This window comes from Corallibacter sp., from assembly GCF_048381695.1.
In the GTDB taxonomy this organism is placed as follows: domain Bacteria; phylum Bacteroidota; class Bacteroidia; order Flavobacteriales; family Flavobacteriaceae; genus Corallibacter; species Corallibacter vietnamensis.
The window spans coordinates 52,581-68,929 of sequence record NZ_JBLXHI010000006.1; the positions used below are offsets into that span (position 1 = coordinate 52,581).

Below are 16,349 nucleotides of genomic sequence, written 5' to 3' on the forward strand. Positions count from 1 at the left end.
TTATGATACAAAAAATAGCTTTAATAATAATCTGTAGCTTTTTTGCTTTAAGTTGTCAAGATAAACAATCTAAACCAAAAGAAAATCAAATAAAATCATCTAAAGTAACAAAAAATAAAAACGTAAAAGCAGATACAACAGCGGAGAAAAAACCCGAGTTTCCTTTTCTTACTGATAGTTTGGCGATGGAATTCTTTTTAGAATACGAAAAAACACACAAAGAGAATAAAGTTAGAATTACGACCAAATTTGGTGACATAGACATTTTGCTTTATGATAAAACAAAATTTCATAGAGCCAATTTTATTTACTTAACAAAGTGCGGATATTTTGATAACACACAATTTTACAGAGTTATAGACAATTTTATTATACAAGCAGGGAATACTGATGATCCTAAAGTAAAACGCAAACGAGGTAAAATAGGACGATATTTACTACCTAAAGATACCAAGCGTGGTTACAAACATGACAGAGGTGCTGTAAGTATGCCAAGTAGTGACATAGAAAACCCATACAAACTAGCATCACCTTATGAATTTTTTATTGTACAACAACAAGGTGGCGCACATCATCTAGATGGTGATTACACTATTTTTGGTACCGTAATTAAAGGAATGGATGTTGTTGATGAAATTGCCAAACAAAAAACCGATGATGGTGACTGGCCGTTAAGAAACGTGTATATACAAAAAGTTGAAATTATTGAATAACCTGTTAGTTAAAGGTTTCATCATCGTCATACAAACTAGGCAAGCTTATTTTAAATCTTACTGCTAGTAAGCGTATTACAATAACAACAATACCTGAAATTATAAACACCACATTATAATCTAGTGGGAATTTACGTAAAATAAAGTATGACAAACCACCAATAATACAGGCTGTTGCATAAATTTCCTTTCTAAAAATCACAGGAATTTCATTACATAATATATCACGAATTACACCACCAAAACAAGCTGACATAGTTCCTAAAGCAATACAAATTATTGGATGCAACTCTGCATTTAAGCCTTTTTCAACTCCTACAATGGTATATAATCCTATTCCTATTGTATCAAATAAGAGTAATGACGTTCTTAAATAATCTAATTTTCTTCTAAAAAGAACCGCAAATATTGTAGATGCAAGTATGACATATACGTAAGTCATGTTTTTCATCCAGGTTACTGGAGTTTCACCTATTAAAATATCTCTTAAAGTACCGCCACCAACAGCCGTTACAAAAGCAATAATAAGAATCCCAAAAGGATCCATACGTTTACTAAAAGCAACCAACACTCCAGAAATTGCAAATGCAATAGTTCCTAAAATATCAATGGTATAAAACATAGTTTAATGAGTTTGGATATGATTATATGCCGAATAAAAACTGTTTAATAACTTTCTTAAACATTGAAAGATAATAAAATTGCAATTATAGTATTTTTAGATACCAATAAAGCCTTATTGATTAGATCTTTTTTTTCGAATTCTCAAAACCTTAACTGTGCTAATTTTAATTTTTATGTCCTCTCATTTTAAGCTAATTATAAAAATTAAACAGTTCATCCTGTAAATTTTACAGTTTGGTTCTTTTTATTTCCTTGCTACTTGCTTTGCATAGATATTTGCCCTGTATTAATCAAAAAACAATCTTACATTTATGAAAACACTAGCCATTACATTAGCATTTGCGTTATCAAGTTTTATTTGCAACGCACAAAAAAATGACACATTAGCAACTTATACCATTACGGTTAAAATAAACAACACCCTTAATAATAACGGTCATATGCTGATTGGTCTTCATACAGCAGATACCTTTATGAAAACAAAAGGTATTCAAAATTCAAAAGCCGAGATAAAAGACGGTAAAGTTAAAGTAACTTTTAAAGATGTTGTTCCTGGTGAATATGCTGTTATGGTTTTGCATGATGAAAATGATAATAACCGCATGGACTTTGAAAGTAATGGAATGCCTAAAGAATCATATGGCATGTCTAATAACCCAATGCTTTTTGGACCTCCTACTTTTAGTGACGCAACCTTTAAGGTTACTAATGAAAACATTGATATGATTATCAGGTTATAAAAATCCATAAAAAAAAGCGACTCAATTGAGTCGCTTTTATCGCTATTAACCACTGTTTTTCTAGACTGTTTCGCCCAACCAAGCTTTCATCATCCAAACAGTTTTTTCTTGTTCAGTAATAAAATCACTCATCATAGAGTTTGTACCTTCATCATTGGCATCATCAGATTTATCTAATATTGCACGCTCTATTTTTAATAACTCTGTTAAAGATTGTACTATTAGGTTTACTGCTTTTTCATCTTGAGAAATATTTTTTCCTACAGGCACTTTTGCTGCATTGGTATAATCTTCAAAAGTATGTAACGGAGTAACTCCTAATGTTAAAATACGTTCAGCTATTTCATCAACCTTAACATTGGCATCAGTATAAAGTTCTTCAAACTTTACATGTAAATCAAAAAAACGCTTTCCTTTTATATTCCAATGAATGCCGCGTAAATTTTGATAATATATCTGAAAATTAGCTAATAACGTATTTAAATCGTTTGCTAACTCTTTTGTCTTTTCTGTATTTAATCCTATACTATTTAGTGCCATAATTTGTTTGTTATTTTGTTTAGTACAAATTTATTTTATTATTAACACTTCTACGCATAAATTTTATTGATAGTTTTTATATTTTTATAATCTAAATTGATACCATGACAATAACACAATTGTACTATGTTTTGGCTGTAGCCGAAAACAAAAACTTTACCAAAGCAGCAGAAAAATGTTTTGTTACCCAACCAACGTTAAGTATGCAGATTCAAAAACTAGAAGACGAATTAGATATCTTGATTTTTGATAGAAGCAAAAAACCCATAGAACTAACCGAAGTTGGTAAAAAAATAGTAACTCAAGCTAAAAACATTGTAAATGAATCCTATAGAATTCAGGATATTGTTGACCAACAAAAAGGATTTATAGGTGGCGAATTTAAGCTAGGTATTATTCCTACTATTATGCCTACGCTATTACCTATGTTTCTGAAAACTTTTATAAAAAAGTATCCGAAAATTAAATTAAAAATAGAAGAGCTTACCACTGAAGAAATTATTGCAAGAATTAATGACGGGCATCTTGATGCTGCAATAGCTGCTACGCCTTTAGAACATGATACAATAAAAGAACGTGTGCTATACTACGAACCCTTTGTTGGTTATATTCCAGAGCATCATAAATTACATAGTAAACAAAAAATAAACATTTCTAATCTAGATATAGATGACATGCTTTTGCTTGAAGATGGGCATTGTTTTAGAGAAGGCATTATAAATTTATGTAAAGCTTTTAAAAATCAAATAGATGAACAATTTCAATTAGAAAGTGGTAGCATAGAAACGCTGATTAAGCTATCAGACGAAGGTTTAGGCATGACGCTTTTACCCTATTTACACACATTAGATTTAAGTGAAAAAGCTAAAGGAAACTTACACTATTTTGAAGAACCAAGCCCAGCCAGAGAAGTAAGTATTATTTATCATAAAAGCGAATTGAAAATGCAAATTATAAACGCTCTTTATGATGTAATTTCTAGCATTATTCGTGGCGCTATTGCTTTTCAAAATGTAAAAATAATTAGTCCGTTACCAAACAAAAACTCCCACTAATTAAAACAATTAGCGGGAGCTTCTCTTCTTTAAATTATTATGCTATAATGCGTAATTAAGATAAATAGAAAAACGTTGTTTAGACTCTACATTATTACCAAATAATTCTTGTGATAATGGTAAGGTATAATTTGCCCCTAAAATAAATCGTTTTGTAGCAACTTCTACCCCTAAACTTGAGTTTACAATATAACCATCAGTATCTGCTAGCGTTTCGTTATACTGTTTTATTGAATCATAAACATCACCTGACACTCCTGCAAAAGGCATAACATTAAAAGATGTAAACGGAAATGCATAATATGCATTTAACGCATAACTAAATTGATTACCAAACTGGTAATCGTTCTTATTTTCTCCTTTAAAGTAATAGGTAGCTAGTGTGTTTATGCCAAATCTATCTAGCCCTAAATTATAACCAAGAGCAGCAATACCATCAAAACTTCCTGTTCCTAATTGAAACCCTGGATTAATTCTGTTTGTTAGTCTCTGTTCAAACTCACCTGTTGGCAATTTTAACCCTAATCCAAACTGAAATGAATGCGGTGACTTCTCTTGAGCAAGGTTATTGTAGTCTACATCTTTAGAATCGGTTTCACGTTTTTTATTAAACTGAAGTTTGTACCACGCAATTACATTCATATCACCCAAACCATTTATGTGCTCTTCTCTATCAGTATATACTCTTCGCAAATCTTGATAAGGTATTGTTGTACTTACATAAAAAGATTTGTAAACAGGTATTTGAGCCCAAGCTTGATACGTGTTAAATTGCTCTTTAATAATTGGTGAATTGGCATAAATACCATTTCTTGATTCAAAGTTTTGGTATATATACCTCACGCCAAAAAAATTAGCATTACTTAATGTACCAAAACCAAAACTACCACTGCTTGTAGAACAACCACATAAATCACATGCAAATTGAAATTCATAATGCTTGTGCGGTGGTTGTCCTGAATGTGCTTGTATTGTAAAATTGCATATCAAAAATAGTATGCCGAATACAAGTTTGTATTTAATATTCTGAAAAACGTTCATCGTTTAAAAATTCGTTATCTGTTAGTGTTTTTAAGAAAGCTATTAAACTTTCTTTTTCATAATTAGAAAGCGAGATACCATAGGTACCATCGTTTCTCAATAAAATTGGATCTACATTGCCATTATCTACCATACCTGAATCATAAAAATCAAGCACTGCTTCTAGTGATACAAAACGCCCATCATGCATGTAAGGAAAAGACTTTTCTACATTTCTTAAGCTAGGTACTTTAAATTTGTATAAATCGTCTGGGTTTTCAAAAACCACATACCTACCTTGATCGTTGAGTTGTGGGTTTACTGGCAATCCATTATTTCTATATTCCTGATTTGTAAATAAGGCTGTTGCATGACAGCTTATACATTTATCTTGAAACGTATTATAACCGTCTAACTCTAATGCAGTAAATGTAACCTGATCTTCTGCCCTAATATATTTATCATATTTAGAATTTGAAGAAATCATAGTTATCATAAATTGCGATAACGCTTTAAGCATATTTGAGCTATTTATTTTACCGTCTTCAAATGCTCTTATAAAATCTTGTTTGTATTGAACATCAGCTTGTAATTTACTAACTACATTGCTTAATGTTTCTCCCATTTCTAGATCACTTGTTAATGGAATAATAGGCTGTAAATCCAGATGCGAAGCAGCTCCATCCCACATAAATTCATTTTGAAATGCCAAATTTTGCATTGGTTGAGAGTTTCTAAACCCAATACCTCCATTTACACCATGGCTTAATGTGTGCCCGTGATGTGTAAAAGCAAAAGCTTGCTCATGACAAAATGCACAAGGAATAGAGTTGTTTGCAGATAGTCTTCCGTCATAAAACAACTTTTTCCCTAAAGCAACACCAGCTTCTGTAGGCGGATTAGCTTCTAAATTATAAGCTATTTCTGGAAAATTATCAGGTTTTTCAATACTTACTGGAATAGGTTCGTATGCTGCTTGTGGTATGCTTGTTTCATCTTTATCACAAGAAAAAAACAACAATACCAATACCGGCATAATGTGTATTATTTTCATCTGCTATATATTTAAGATTAAAAAAACAGGAATACTCATAGCGTATTCCTGTTTTTCTTGAAAATATTACTCATTGTGTACGTGGTGTACAACAAACATTTTACTAATGTTATTAGCTATTACCGGAGTAGTTTGAGGATCTGTATGCACCTGACTGTAACCTTCTTCAAAATTTACTGAAGTTTCTCCATCAAAAACTTTAGAGATGTCTGCTTGTACATGAATTTGAGGTTCAACTCCTGGACGAACTCTTACAGTATTTGGAAACGGCAGTGTTACTTCTCTGTAGTTATCTAAATCTGTACCAACACTTCCCATGTGCACATTTAATGCACCATCTGTAGTTACTGCTGATGAATACGTACCATCAAACCTTGTAAAACGGTAGCCTGTTGCCCAAGACCAAAGCATACCTTCTTCTTGAGCGACTTCTAAAAAGTCTCCTTGTCCTTCAGCTCCTAATGCATAACGTTCCTGATCTATTCCTACACCAAAAGTTAACTCGGTGTAATTTGCAGCATCAACATTGTTTAATGTAATATAGATTTCACCTGCATTATTTGCATCAGCCTCATCTACAATAAAGATGTTTTCTTCATAAGGGTATACATACTCAATTCCGTTAGCATCTTTTAATTTGACATTACTTATTAAGTATTTTAAACTTTCTAATTTATAAGACTCGCCGTTTGATTTGTTATAGTTTACACCAAAAATAAAGTCTTGGTCACCTACTCCGTTATCAAACTTGATTACGACATCGCCTTTTTGACCTACTAAATTTGTTGATAATGAGTCATCATCTGATGAACATGATAATATAGTTATTGCTAGCATTAACATAAATGCTAATTTTAAAATTTTCATTTTTATGTTATTTTAATTTAATATTAGGGTACGCTCTATGGCAAGCACCAAAAAGCCTTGTAAAAAAAACTAGATATTAAATTAAATGCTGCGGTGGTTTATATTGGCTTTCGCCTTTTAAGAAGAAATAATTATTAAAATACCCATCAACAATATGTTTTGATATTGTTAGCTTGGGTTTTTTAGGTAATGTATATGTTTGTATCTGATTAAAAACAGGTAAGAAACCTTCAAAAACAGCTATACTATTAAGCTCGTTTTCATCTTCAGAGTTTTGAGTTTCTAAATTAAGTTGCTTTGCTAAATGACATTTACCATTACACTTTAGTTCTGGCTTATCAGTATTTATACAATACGTTTTTATGATGTAGTCTATATTTAGCTCATAATAAGCCATTTGCCCCAGATAATAAATAGGACGTAGCGAGAGCGCTAATAAAAACGTTATTGCAATTATTCTTTTCAGAAGAAAAATATTTTTGCAAAGATACTTCTAAAACTTTTTACATTAAAGTAAAAAACTAAAAAAGCGACTCCTTTAGAGTCGCTTTTTTTTATGGTTTTAAATAGATTAGACATTGATTTAATTCTGGGTTTTGCTGCACAAGTGATTGAATATAAATCTTGAGCTCTTCTATTTCGTAGGGTAATAATCTTTGAAGGGCTTTTTGTACTTCTTTGCAAAACAACGTAGCATCGAAACTTACTTTATTAAGTACAGTTTTAGTGTACTCAAACATTGCTCTTGCCATATTAATTTTAAGGTTATAGTTAGGTAGTTTTTTAATATAAGCTTTGTTTTATTGTTTGCTTAAAAATACTAAAAAAAAGGATTAGATTTTTATTTAAACAAAACTTTAACAAGAAAAAATTAGTGTTTAAAATCTGTTATCTCCATCTAGTAAATCTCCTAGCCCGCCTAAAATACTTCCTTCTCCTTTATCTTTTCCTCCAGATCGTGGTGCCGATGCCAAAACACGACCTGCTAGTCTACTAAATGGTAGTGATTGTATATAAACAGTTCCAGGACCTTGAAGCTTTGCAAAGAATAATCCTTCTCCTCCAAAAATGGAATTTTTAATACCTCCTACAAATTCTATATCATAATCTACATCTTGGGTAAAACCTACAATACAACCTGTATCTACTCGTAAAGTTTCTCCTGCTTGCAATTCTTTTTTAGCCATAGTTCCGCCTGCATGTACAAATGCCATGCCGTCTCCTTCTAGCTTTTGCATAATGAAACCTTCGCCACCAAACAACCCACGACCTAAACGTTTACTAAACTCAATGCCTACACTTACACCCTTTGCAGCGCATAAAAAGGCATCTTTTTGACAAATAAACTTACCACGAAATTCTGTTAAATCTATTGGCACTATTTTTCCTGGATATGGTGATGCAAAACTTACGTTTCTTTTTCCTGAAAGCTCATTGTAAAAAGCTGTCATAAATAAACTTTCTCCTGTAAGAATTCGCTTTCCAGCTCCTAAAATAGAACCTAAAAATCCTTTGTTCTTTGAAGAACCATCTCCAAAAATAGTTTCCATCTTTATACCATCATCCATCATCATAAAGCTTCCAGACTCTGCAATTACACCTTCTTGAGGGTCTAATTCAATTTCTACAAACTGCATTTCTTCTCCGTAAATTCTGTAATCTATTTCATGTGCTGTCATAATTATATATTTATTGATTGATGTATATAGGTTTCTTTTTTATTGTTTTTGTTACAAATCACTTCACTTTTATACTCCATTCAAAATAAAATGTTGAGACTTCAACATTATCTTGATTTACACCAATTGATTTCATCCAGAAGGTCTGACCTTCTCCTGTTTTTATTGCTTTATCAATAGCTTCGTTTATTAAGTCTCCATCATTGCACGTAAACGTAATACGTCCGGTTGCTTTTTTTGTAAACGTAGCTTTATTATTAGCTACAAGCATTGATATATTTTTACCACTTGACTTAATTTTACCTAAAACTAAAGCTCCAGTAGTCAATTCAGCAGCCATTCCTTGTACGGCCCAAAAAAGAGATTTAAATGGATTTTGATTAATCCAACGATGTTTTACTGTAACAACACAGCGTTGCTCTGTAATAGTTTTTACTCGTATTCCAGTAAAGTAAACTGCTGGTAATTTATAGAGATTAAACAAGTTAATCTTTCTTGGTGTAAGTTTCATTTAGCCTGTATTATTTCCTTAAAAATAGATAAAATATTCTATTTTCAATATGTTAATATTATGTTAATTTTAGGTACTTTGCATTGCATAATACCTTTTTTTAAACATATATTTGCATAAGAAACTATTATATACTTTTAAAAAATGATAGATAATCACCAAAAAAATATAGCCACATTTATTCATTTATCTAGCTTTTCTAGGTTTATTATTCCGTTAGGAAATTTTATTGGACCAATTATTTTATGGGTTGCCAATAAAGATAAATCTGAATTTATTGATACACATGGAAAACAAATTATTAATTTTCAAATAAGTATACTGCTATACGCTTTGGTTTTAGGAATGATAACCGTTCCATTATTCTTATTAAGCTTTTTTAATGGGTTTGACTTTATAGATGTAGATGCTTTTAATAGTGTAAGCATAAGTTTAAACAAACCTTCACCTTTGCTTTATGTTTCTGGTGGTTTAGGTTTTTTAACTGTCATTGGCTTCATTTTAGAGTTAGTATTAATAGTTAAAGCAAGTTTAACAGCCAAGGAAGGCTCACTATATAAATATCCGTTTACAATCAATTTCATCAAATAATCAATCAAAAAATGAACAGTTTCACAATTAAATCGAATTAGAACATGAAGATAGAAAACACAAAAGCACAAATGCGAAAAGGTGTTTTAGAATACTGCATATTATCCATCTTAAAAGATGATGATGCATATGTTGCAGAAATTTTAGAAACCTTAAAAGATGCAAAAATGCTTGTGGTAGAAGGAACCATTTACCCACTACTAACACGACTTAAAAACGCCGGACTTCTCAATTATAGATGGGAAGAATCTACTTCAGGACCGCCAAGAAAATATTACGGCTTAACAGAAACAGGAAAACTGTTTCTTAATGAACTTAACACCACTTGGAGTGAATTACAAAATGCAGTTAACATAGTAACCAGACAAAAAAACACAAAAAAATGAATAAAACAGTCAACATAAATTTAGCAGGTATATTTTTTCATATAGATGAAGATGCATACTTAAAATTACAACGCTATCTTGAGGCTATAAAACGTTCATTTACAGACTCTCAAGGTCGATCTGAAATTATATCAGACATTGAAGCTAGAATTGCTGAACTTTTTAACGAACGTGTTCAAAATGAAAAGCAAGTTATTTCAACAAAACAAGTTGACGAAGTTATTGCCATAATGGGACAACCTGAAGACTACCTTGTTGATGATGAAATCTTTGAAGATGAACCAAAAACCACTTACAAAAGTCAGCGCTCTGCATCAAAAAAACTTTTTAGAGACACAGACAACTCTTACATAGGTGGTGTTGCTTCTGGTTTAGCTCACTATTTAGGCATTGATGCTATTTGGGTACGTTTACTATGGTTATTGCTTGCTATAGGCTCTGGAGGAACATTTATTTTTATCTATGTTTTATTCTGGATATTAGTACCAGAAGCACTTACAACTGCTGATAAGCTTACTATGACTGGAGAACCAGTGAATATAAGTAACATTGAAAAAAAAATTAAAGACGGGTTTGAAAATGTATCACAAACAGTATCTGATACTGTAAAAAACATAGATTTACCTAAACAAGGAGAAAGAATAAAATCTACTTCTAAAGGTTTTTTTGACACCATAGGAGACATCATAATGTTTTTCTTGAAAGTTTTTGCCAAGTTTATAGGCATTATCTTAATCATGGTAGGTGCAGGTACACTTATAAGTCTTATTATAGGGTTATTTACAGTAGGCATTACAGATATTGTACATATTCCTGGTTTTGACTTTGTTGATGCCGCCAACGCAGCTGACACACCTGTTTGGTTTATTTCACTTCTACTATTATTTGCTGTTGGCGTTCCTTTTTTCTTTGTATTCTATTTAGGATTAAAAATATTGGTAAACAACCTTAAATCTATAGGTAATGTAGCTAAATTCTCTTTGTTAGGTTTATGGATAATGGCAATTATTGGACTTATTATAGTTGGCGTAAGACAAGCTAGTGAGCATGCCTATGATGCCAGTGTAACACATAAAGAAGAACTTTACATTACAGCAAAAGACACCTTGCATATAAAAATGGTTGATAATGAAAACTATTTTAAGTCTCATGGTAGATACTACAGAAATAATGGCTACAGAATTGTTCATGATGACAAGAATGAAAAAGTAATTTTAACATCAGACATTAGATTAATTGTTCGTTCTACAAAAGACTCACTTGCATCTATTCATATAGAGAAAAATGCTGAAGGCAGAAGTTATCAAATTGCTAGAAATAGAGCCGAAAACATTACGTACAATTACGCGCTAGTTGGTAATGAATTACAGTTAGAAAGTTATTTAATGACTGCATTCAACAATAAGTTTAGAGATCAACAAGTAGAAATAACGTTATACCTACCTATTGGGTCAACTTTATATGCTGATGAAAACACCTATAGTTTCCACAGAAACTCTAGTTATTATAATGATATTTTAGATAATGGTATGGAATCTCACTATCTAAAGGTATTAGACGGTAGTTTACTTTGTGAAAATTGCCCAGCTGATGAAGATGATGATTTTAAAGTTCGTGTAAACGTAGGCAATAAAGAATCGCATATCAAAATAAACGATGAAGGTCTAGAAATACAATCAAAAGATTCTAGCCTTGAAATTAACAACAACGGAATAAACGCAAAAGACGATGACGTAAATGTTAACATTGACGATAATGGTATTGAAATAACCACAGATAACAATTAACAACAACTCATCAATGCTATATAACAATTCAGAAAATCAAACTTTAAAAAAATAATTTAAGTTAAGATATTTAAACCATCAATCAAAAAACAATCAATCATGACAACCATCACCAAAATTATTATATCAATTGCCTTATCACTTATGGTATTATCATGCCAATTTGATATAAATAGCGTTCATGGTAACGGTAATGTTACTACCAGCAATCGTTCTGTAAACAAAAGCTTTAACAAAATTAAAGCTAGTCGCGGATTAGATGTCTATCTAACACAAAGCAATGATGAAAGTGTTTCTGTTGAAGCCGATGAAAACCTTCAAGAAATCATTATTACTGAAGTAGAAAATGACGTCTTAAAAATTTATGCTAGCGAAAATATTGGTCAGGCATCAGCAAGAAAAGTATTTGTAAATTTCAAAAACATTTCGGCAATAAAAGCTAGTAGCGGTAGTGATGTTTTTTCAACCAATACAATTATTGCTAACGATTTAGATCTTGCTTCTACCAGCGGTAGCGACTTAATACTAGATGTAAAAGCAAAAACCATAGACTGTAAATCATCAAGTGGTAGCGATCTAGAATTGTCTGGAACTGTAGATCACTTGATAGCTCAAGCTTCAAGTGGTAGTGATATTGAAGCCAGCGAGTTAAAATCAATAACATCTAGAGTAAAAGCAAGTAGCGGTGCAGAAATTGTTGTAAACACAAGTAAAGAACTCATAGCAAAAGCTTCAAGCGGTGGTGACGTAACTTATTACGGAAACCCTGAACGTGTTGATAAATCTGATGGTGTTTCTGGTTCAATTACCAAACAATAACTTAATCTATAATAACCAACCAATAAAAAACCCGAAGCTAAATGCTTCGGGTTTTTACCTTTAAAAAGAAATATTTTATTAATTGTATGTAGAAGTACTTACTTCAAAACTTGCATCTTTTGCTGCTAAATAGCGTTCTGCATCAAGTGCTGCCATACATCCTGTTCCTGCTGCTGTGATTGCTTGCCTATAAACATGATCTGCTGCATCACCACTTACAAAAACACCTTCTACATTGGTTTTACTTGTTCCTGGTACTGCATTTATTATATATCCTGTTGTATCAAGATCTAAATAGTCTTTAAAAACGTCAGTATTAGGTTTATGTCCAATAGCAACGAAAAACCCAGTAGCTGGTATTTCGTGCTTTTCATTTGTTTGGTTATTAAATACTCTAACACCAGTTACAACTTGACCATCTCCTAAAACCTCATCAGTTTCAGTATTATAAAGTATTTCTATATTTTCAGTATTTTGTACACGAGCTGCCATGATTTTTGAGGCTCTAAACTCATCGCGTCTTACCAACATAGTTACTTTTTTACAAAGTTTTGATAAGTAATGAGCTTCCTCACAAGCAGAATCTCCTGCTCCAACTATAACTACTTCTTGATTTCTATAGAAAAATCCGTCACAAACGGCACAAGCTGAAACGCCACCACCAAGCTTTAAATATTTTTGTTCAGACTCTAATCCTAGATATTTAGCTGATGCTCCTGTTGAAATAATGACTGTATCACAATGAATTTCTTTTGTATCATTTACCCAAACCTTATGTACATCACCAGAAAAATCTACTTTGGTAATCCAGCCATCTCTAACATCGGTATTGAAACGCTCTGCTTGTTTTTGTAACTGTATCATCATTTCTGGCCCTGTTATTCCTTCTGGGTATCCAGGAAAGTTTTCTACTTCATTAGTCGTTGTTAATTGTCCTCCTGGTTGAGATCCTTGATATAAAACAGGATTCATATTGGCTCTAGCTGCATAAATAGCTGCAGTATATCCTGCAGGTCCAGAACCTATTATTAAGCATTTTACTTTTTCAATTGTATCTGACATAATTATCTTTTGCGTTATTAATCATAACAAAAGTAGGTTTTTTAACTAAAAACTTACAGATTAGTTATTAACAGTTGTTATGATGCTATTTACATTTTCTATGTTCAATAATTTAAAATAGTTTTAACTATACTTCCTAGGTATTATACGTATTTTAGTAAAAACCACAACACAAAAAACAATGACTGTGATTTCAAAAAATAGCAAAACCAATAAAATTTTTTATAATTCAGAATCTACTATAGGCAAACAAACTTTGGGATATCTAAACGGATCTTTCAAAAGCTTACTCTCAATTGATGTCACAAAAACCAAAGTGACTGGCACGCAATGGAAAGAACTTGCTGATGGCTTAAATATGTCTTTAGAAGATTTAACAGATAAAAACCATCCTGAATTTAAAAAACATTACGACAAGCATATATCGCTTGATGAAACAGATTGGATTAAAGTACTAAATGCTCACCCTGAAGTACTAAAGAATCCTATTATAATTCTAGGTGAAAAATATTATAAAATTGAGAACCCTTCAGATGTTGAAAAGTTATTAGAACCCAATAGTAAAGACATTAACGAGAAGAAGCATATTTAAAATTATAAGGACTCAAAAATCATAAAAAACGACATGAAAAGTAACACTATAAAATCTATAAATCCTTTTAATGGTGAACTCATTAAAACATATGAATTGTTTACTGATAAAACTGTTGAAGACACAGTAAGTAAAGCTCATGAGACACAGCAAGATTGGAAACTATTAGATATAGACGACCGTACCGAACTTCTTGCCGAACTTTCTGATACACTTCTCCAAAACAAACAGATGTATGCTGAACTTATGACAAACGAAATGGGTAAACCCATTAGTCAAAGTATTGCTGAAATAGAGAAATGTGTGTTTTTATGTGATTTTTACGAAACTAATTCTGAAGAGCTTTTATCAGACGAAATAATTGATACCGAAGCAGAAGAAAGCTTTATTAGCTATGATCCTTTAGGTGTTATATTAGGAGTAATGCCATGGAACTACCCTTTTTGGCAAGTAATGCGCTTTGCGGTTCCTACACTTATGGCCGGAAATACAGTATTACTAAAACATGCTGCCAATGTTTCTGGATGTGCCTTAATACTACAAAAGCTATTTGAAGACGCTGGTTTTCCAGAAGGATGTTTTCAAACACTTCTTGTAAATCACAACCAAATAGAATCCATAATTGCAGACTCCCGAATAAAAGCAGTTTCTCTTACTGGTAGTGAAAAAGCAGGAAGAAAAATTGCTGAAATCGCTGGAAGAAATTTAAAAAAATGTGTTTTAGAATTAGGAGGCAACAATGCATGTATTGTATTAAATGATGCTGATCTAGAAAAGCATTTAGATACCATTGTTAATGCAAGAATGCAAAACACTGGACAAAGTTGTATTGCTGCAAAACGCTTTATTGTAGAAGCAGGTATTTATGATGTTTTTTTAGAAAAATTTCAAAAAAAAGTGTCAAGTTTAAAACACGGAGAGCCACTAAATTCTGAAACTCAAATAACCGTTCTAGCAAGACCTGACCTAGCTGATGATTTACAAAAACAAATAAATGACTCTATAGAAAAAGGCGCTAAAGTTATAATAGGAAACATAAAAAAAGACGCCTATTTTGAACCAACAATTCTAACAAACGTTACTCCTGGAATGCCGGTATTTGACGAAGAAACCTTTGGTCCTGTAGCTGCTATAATAAAAGCTAAAGATGTTGAAGACGCCTATGAGCTTGCTGCTAATTCTAAATTAGGGTTAGGAACTATGATTTTTAGCAAAAACACCAATGACGCTATTGATAGAATAAGCGCTATTGAAGACGGCGCTTTTTTTGTAAATGAATTGGTAAAATCTGATCCTAGGTTACCTTTTGGAGGCACTAAAAATTCTGGATATGGTAGAGAATTATCGCGAGAAGGTATTTTAGAATTTACGAATAAAAAAACAGTCTACGTAAGTAAATAACTTACGCCATTTATTTAAAAAAACGTTTTAATAATACATAAAACCCATATTTACCAGCCACATTAAAAATGGTACTAACCCAGTTGGCTGGTTTTAAATCATCTTTAAACTCGCTTTTAAGTAGTTTCATTTCTTCTAAAGCAATATTGCGTTCTAGTTTTAAGCGCGTTAAATCTTTTTCTATATCTTCAAAAGATTGATAGTTTTTCATAATAAGTTAGTCAAAAAATTTGGTTGCTAATGCTTTGATAATTTTGTTGTTTATAAAGTGTCTCTTATAGTAAATAATAGCTGTAATGATTAAAAACAAACCAGCTACTATAACATAACCTAAAGCTACATTATCAAGCCACTCACCTATAGCCACTGCTGCTGCAAGAGCTAAAAAAAACAAGCCTATAAATAATAAGCCGCCAATAATTAACCCTTTAGCAACAAGACTAATTGAAACTGTTAACTGCTGAAAAACCTTTAACTTATAGTACTCTTGTGTTTTTTTTACATAGGTTTCTCCTGCATCCGACATCTTGCCGGTTGTTTCATTTACAGATTCAAAAATATTCATATTTAAGATTTTTGATATTTCTTATTTTTAGCTTTTAAATCTGCTAGTTTCTTTTCTAAAGTTGTTATAACATCTTCGGTTTTATGACTCATATCAGACACAATGGCCTCAACTTGCTCATCTAGAGTTTCTTTTTTGCTAGATACAGTATCTGCAACCTTTTCTCTCATTTGCACAGCACTTTCATGCATTCGCTCTTTAGCTGACTGCGCTTCGTCTGCAATGCGCTGTCTAGTTTTTGAGCCCTTATCTGGTGCAAATAATATTCCTAAAGTTGCTCCAATTGCTGTTCCTGCTAATATTCCTAAAAGTGTGCTACTTTCTTTTCCCATAATTATTTAAG

General features: G+C 31.8%; 22 protein-coding genes. 9 read left to right on the forward strand and 13 right to left on the reverse strand.

Annotation, left to right across the window (positions count from 1 at the left end):
* The first annotated feature begins 2 nt into the window (after nucleotides 1-2).
* Nucleotides 3-713: a peptidylprolyl isomerase gene (locus ACN5J3_RS09565; RefSeq protein WP_418511600.1), complete on the forward strand. Its 711-nt coding sequence runs from the start codon at nucleotides 3-5 to the stop codon at nucleotides 711-713.
* Nucleotides 714-717: 4 nt separating this feature from the next.
* Here ACN5J3_RS09565 and ACN5J3_RS09570 read toward each other — a convergent pair whose 3' ends face one another.
* The gene (locus tag ACN5J3_RS09570; protein ID WP_344728951.1) at nucleotides 718-1,335 is read right to left on the reverse strand and encodes a trimeric intracellular cation channel family protein; all 618 of its coding nucleotides are present in this window, start codon (nucleotides 1,333-1,335) and stop codon (nucleotides 718-720) included.
* A gap of 313 nt (nucleotides 1,336-1,648) precedes the next feature.
* On the opposite strand from ACN5J3_RS09570, the gene ACN5J3_RS09575 reads away from it, so the two are divergent.
* The gene (locus ACN5J3_RS09575; RefSeq protein ID WP_418511601.1) at nucleotides 1,649-2,077 is read left to right on the forward strand and encodes a DUF2141 domain-containing protein; all 429 of its coding nucleotides are present in this window, start codon (nucleotides 1,649-1,651) and stop codon (nucleotides 2,075-2,077) included.
* A gap of 60 nt (nucleotides 2,078-2,137) precedes the next feature.
* On the opposite strand, the gene ACN5J3_RS09580 is transcribed toward ACN5J3_RS09575, so the two are convergent.
* Nucleotides 2,138-2,617 (reverse strand): Dps family protein, encoded by a 480-nt coding sequence (locus ACN5J3_RS09580; RefSeq protein WP_418511602.1) that lies wholly within the window; start codon nucleotides 2,615-2,617, stop codon nucleotides 2,138-2,140.
* 104 nt (nucleotides 2,618-2,721) lie between these two features.
* On the opposite strand from ACN5J3_RS09580, the gene ACN5J3_RS09585 reads away from it, so the two are divergent.
* On the forward strand, nucleotides 2,722-3,672 hold the full coding sequence (locus ACN5J3_RS09585; RefSeq protein WP_417289589.1) for a LysR substrate-binding domain-containing protein: 951 nt from the start codon (nucleotides 2,722-2,724) through the stop codon (nucleotides 3,670-3,672).
* A 42-nt stretch (nucleotides 3,673-3,714) separates the two neighbouring features.
* Here the strand turns inward: ACN5J3_RS09585 and ACN5J3_RS09590 are convergent, their stop codons facing one another.
* The 7 genes from ACN5J3_RS09590 to ACN5J3_RS09620 form a co-directional block, all read right to left on the reverse strand.
* Nucleotides 3,715-4,662: a hypothetical protein gene (locus ACN5J3_RS09590; RefSeq protein WP_418511603.1), complete on the reverse strand. Its 948-nt coding sequence runs from the start codon at nucleotides 4,660-4,662 to the stop codon at nucleotides 3,715-3,717.
* A gap of 28 nt (nucleotides 4,663-4,690) precedes the next feature.
* Nucleotides 4,691-5,746, reverse strand: a complete 1,056-nt coding sequence (locus ACN5J3_RS09595; protein WP_418511604.1) for a cytochrome-c peroxidase — start codon at nucleotides 5,744-5,746, stop codon at nucleotides 4,691-4,693.
* Nucleotides 5,747-5,812: 66 nt separating this feature from the next.
* Nucleotides 5,813-6,613, reverse strand: a complete 801-nt coding sequence (locus ACN5J3_RS09600; RefSeq protein ID WP_418511605.1) for an MbnP family protein — start codon at nucleotides 6,611-6,613, stop codon at nucleotides 5,813-5,815.
* A gap of 76 nt (nucleotides 6,614-6,689) precedes the next feature.
* The gene (locus ACN5J3_RS09605) at nucleotides 6,690-7,010 is read right to left on the reverse strand and encodes a hypothetical protein (protein WP_418511606.1); all 321 of its coding nucleotides are present in this window, start codon (nucleotides 7,008-7,010) and stop codon (nucleotides 6,690-6,692) included.
* Nucleotides 7,011-7,167: 157 nt separating this feature from the next.
* The gene (locus tag ACN5J3_RS09610) at nucleotides 7,168-7,365 is read right to left on the reverse strand and encodes a hypothetical protein (RefSeq protein WP_417289594.1); all 198 of its coding nucleotides are present in this window, start codon (nucleotides 7,363-7,365) and stop codon (nucleotides 7,168-7,170) included.
* A gap of 126 nt (nucleotides 7,366-7,491) precedes the next feature.
* Nucleotides 7,492-8,292 (reverse strand): TIGR00266 family protein, encoded by an 801-nt coding sequence (locus tag ACN5J3_RS09615; protein WP_418509445.1) that lies wholly within the window; start codon nucleotides 8,290-8,292, stop codon nucleotides 7,492-7,494.
* A 58-nt stretch (nucleotides 8,293-8,350) separates the two neighbouring features.
* A complete protein-coding gene (locus ACN5J3_RS09620; protein ID WP_344728931.1) occupies nucleotides 8,351-8,803 on the reverse strand; it encodes a DUF4442 domain-containing protein in 453 nt (150 codons plus the stop codon).
* 144 nt (nucleotides 8,804-8,947) lie between these two features.
* Between ACN5J3_RS09620 and ACN5J3_RS09625 the strand changes: the two genes are divergently transcribed.
* The 4 genes from ACN5J3_RS09625 (at nucleotide 8,948) to ACN5J3_RS09640 (ending at nucleotide 12,386) form a co-directional block, all read left to right on the forward strand.
* Nucleotides 8,948-9,394 (forward strand): DUF4870 domain-containing protein, encoded by a 447-nt coding sequence (locus tag ACN5J3_RS09625; RefSeq protein ID WP_344728929.1) that lies wholly within the window; start codon nucleotides 8,948-8,950, stop codon nucleotides 9,392-9,394.
* Nucleotides 9,395-9,438: 44 nt separating this feature from the next.
* Nucleotides 9,439-9,780, forward strand: coding sequence for a PadR family transcriptional regulator (locus tag ACN5J3_RS09630; protein ID WP_344728927.1), 342 nt, complete (start codon nucleotides 9,439-9,441; stop codon nucleotides 9,778-9,780).
* Nucleotides 9,777-11,567, forward strand: coding sequence for a PspC domain-containing protein (locus ACN5J3_RS09635; RefSeq protein WP_418511607.1), 1,791 nt, complete (start codon nucleotides 9,777-9,779; stop codon nucleotides 11,565-11,567). The genes ACN5J3_RS09630 and ACN5J3_RS09635 overlap by 4 nt, the downstream gene beginning before the upstream one ends.
* Nucleotides 11,568-11,666: 99 nt before the next feature.
* Nucleotides 11,667-12,386 carry a head GIN domain-containing protein gene (locus ACN5J3_RS09640; RefSeq protein ID WP_418511608.1) on the forward strand — a complete coding sequence of 240 codons (720 nt, stop codon included), beginning with the start codon at nucleotides 11,667-11,669 and terminating at the stop codon, nucleotides 12,384-12,386.
* A gap of 78 nt (nucleotides 12,387-12,464) precedes the next feature.
* Here ACN5J3_RS09640 and trxB read toward each other — a convergent pair whose 3' ends face one another.
* Entirely contained in the window at nucleotides 12,465-13,448 is a 984-nt protein-coding gene (gene trxB, locus ACN5J3_RS09645; protein ID WP_418511609.1) for a thioredoxin-disulfide reductase, read from the reverse strand.
* A gap of 181 nt (nucleotides 13,449-13,629) precedes the next feature.
* Between trxB and ACN5J3_RS09650 the strand changes: the two genes are divergently transcribed.
* Together ACN5J3_RS09650 and ACN5J3_RS09655 are read left to right on the forward strand one after the other, a co-directional pair.
* On the forward strand, nucleotides 13,630-14,040 hold the full coding sequence (locus tag ACN5J3_RS09650) for an arsenate reductase family protein (RefSeq protein ID WP_418511610.1): 411 nt from the start codon (nucleotides 13,630-13,632) through the stop codon (nucleotides 14,038-14,040).
* A gap of 33 nt (nucleotides 14,041-14,073) precedes the next feature.
* Nucleotides 14,074-15,441, forward strand: a complete 1,368-nt coding sequence (locus ACN5J3_RS09655; RefSeq protein WP_418511611.1) for an NAD-dependent succinate-semialdehyde dehydrogenase — start codon at nucleotides 14,074-14,076, stop codon at nucleotides 15,439-15,441.
* 10 nt (nucleotides 15,442-15,451) lie between these two features.
* Here the strand turns inward: ACN5J3_RS09655 and ACN5J3_RS09660 are convergent, their stop codons facing one another.
* From ACN5J3_RS09660 to ACN5J3_RS09670, 3 genes are read right to left on the reverse strand one after another with little or no spacing between them, the layout of a single operon-like run.
* Nucleotides 15,452-15,652, reverse strand: a complete 201-nt coding sequence (locus ACN5J3_RS09660) for a DUF6327 family protein (protein WP_344728915.1) — start codon at nucleotides 15,650-15,652, stop codon at nucleotides 15,452-15,454.
* 6 nt (nucleotides 15,653-15,658) lie between these two features.
* Entirely contained in the window at nucleotides 15,659-16,006 is a 348-nt protein-coding gene (locus ACN5J3_RS09665; protein WP_418511612.1) for a hypothetical protein, read from the reverse strand.
* Between the two features lie 2 nt (nucleotides 16,007-16,008).
* Nucleotides 16,009-16,338: a YtxH domain-containing protein gene (locus ACN5J3_RS09670; protein ID WP_417289654.1), complete on the reverse strand. Its 330-nt coding sequence runs from the start codon at nucleotides 16,336-16,338 to the stop codon at nucleotides 16,009-16,011.
* Between the last annotated feature and the right edge of the window lie 11 nt (nucleotides 16,339-16,349).

What these genes read in the sequence shown, in the direction of transcription:
- ACN5J3_RS09565 (WP_418511600.1), top strand. Translation starts at nt 3, where the DNA reads ATGATACAAAAAATAGCTTTAATAATAATCTGTAGCTTTTTTGCTTTA.
- ACN5J3_RS09570 (WP_344728951.1), bottom strand. Translation starts at nt 1,335, where the DNA reads ATGTTTTATACCATTGATATTTTAGGAACTATTGCATTTGCAATTTCT.
- ACN5J3_RS09575 (WP_418511601.1), top strand. Translation starts at nt 1,649, where the DNA reads ATGAAAACACTAGCCATTACATTAGCATTTGCGTTATCAAGTTTTATT.
- ACN5J3_RS09580 (WP_418511602.1), bottom strand. Translation starts at nt 2,617, where the DNA reads ATGGCACTAAATAGTATAGGATTAAATACAGAAAAGACAAAAGAGTTA.
- ACN5J3_RS09585 (WP_417289589.1), top strand. Translation starts at nt 2,722, where the DNA reads ATGACAATAACACAATTGTACTATGTTTTGGCTGTAGCCGAAAACAAA.
- ACN5J3_RS09595 (WP_418511604.1), bottom strand. Translation starts at nt 5,746, where the DNA reads ATGAAAATAATACACATTATGCCGGTATTGGTATTGTTGTTTTTTTCT.
- ACN5J3_RS09600 (WP_418511605.1), bottom strand. Translation starts at nt 6,613, where the DNA reads ATGAAAATTTTAAAATTAGCATTTATGTTAATGCTAGCAATAACTATA.
- ACN5J3_RS09605 (WP_418511606.1), bottom strand. Translation starts at nt 7,010, where the DNA reads ATGGCTTATTATGAGCTAAATATAGACTACATCATAAAAACGTATTGT.
- ACN5J3_RS09610 (WP_417289594.1), bottom strand. Translation starts at nt 7,365, where the DNA reads ATGGCAAGAGCAATGTTTGAGTACACTAAAACTGTACTTAATAAAGTA.
- ACN5J3_RS09615 (WP_418509445.1), bottom strand. Translation starts at nt 8,292, where the DNA reads ATGACAGCACATGAAATAGATTACAGAATTTACGGAGAAGAAATGCAG.
- ACN5J3_RS09620 (WP_344728931.1), bottom strand. Translation starts at nt 8,803, where the DNA reads ATGAAACTTACACCAAGAAAGATTAACTTGTTTAATCTCTATAAATTA.
- ACN5J3_RS09625 (WP_344728929.1), top strand. Translation starts at nt 8,948, where the DNA reads ATGATAGATAATCACCAAAAAAATATAGCCACATTTATTCATTTATCT.
- ACN5J3_RS09630 (WP_344728927.1), top strand. Translation starts at nt 9,439, where the DNA reads ATGAAGATAGAAAACACAAAAGCACAAATGCGAAAAGGTGTTTTAGAA.
- ACN5J3_RS09635 (WP_418511607.1), top strand. Translation starts at nt 9,777, where the DNA reads ATGAATAAAACAGTCAACATAAATTTAGCAGGTATATTTTTTCATATA.
- ACN5J3_RS09640 (WP_418511608.1), top strand. Translation starts at nt 11,667, where the DNA reads ATGACAACCATCACCAAAATTATTATATCAATTGCCTTATCACTTATG.
- trxB (WP_418511609.1), bottom strand. Translation starts at nt 13,448, where the DNA reads ATGTCAGATACAATTGAAAAAGTAAAATGCTTAATAATAGGTTCTGGA.
- ACN5J3_RS09650 (WP_418511610.1), top strand. Translation starts at nt 13,630, where the DNA reads ATGACTGTGATTTCAAAAAATAGCAAAACCAATAAAATTTTTTATAAT.
- ACN5J3_RS09655 (WP_418511611.1), top strand. Translation starts at nt 14,074, where the DNA reads ATGAAAAGTAACACTATAAAATCTATAAATCCTTTTAATGGTGAACTC.
- ACN5J3_RS09660 (WP_344728915.1), bottom strand. Translation starts at nt 15,652, where the DNA reads ATGAAAAACTATCAATCTTTTGAAGATATAGAAAAAGATTTAACGCGC.
- ACN5J3_RS09665 (WP_418511612.1), bottom strand. Translation starts at nt 16,006, where the DNA reads ATGAATATTTTTGAATCTGTAAATGAAACAACCGGCAAGATGTCGGAT.
- ACN5J3_RS09670 (WP_417289654.1), bottom strand. Translation starts at nt 16,338, where the DNA reads ATGGGAAAAGAAAGTAGCACACTTTTAGGAATATTAGCAGGAACAGCA.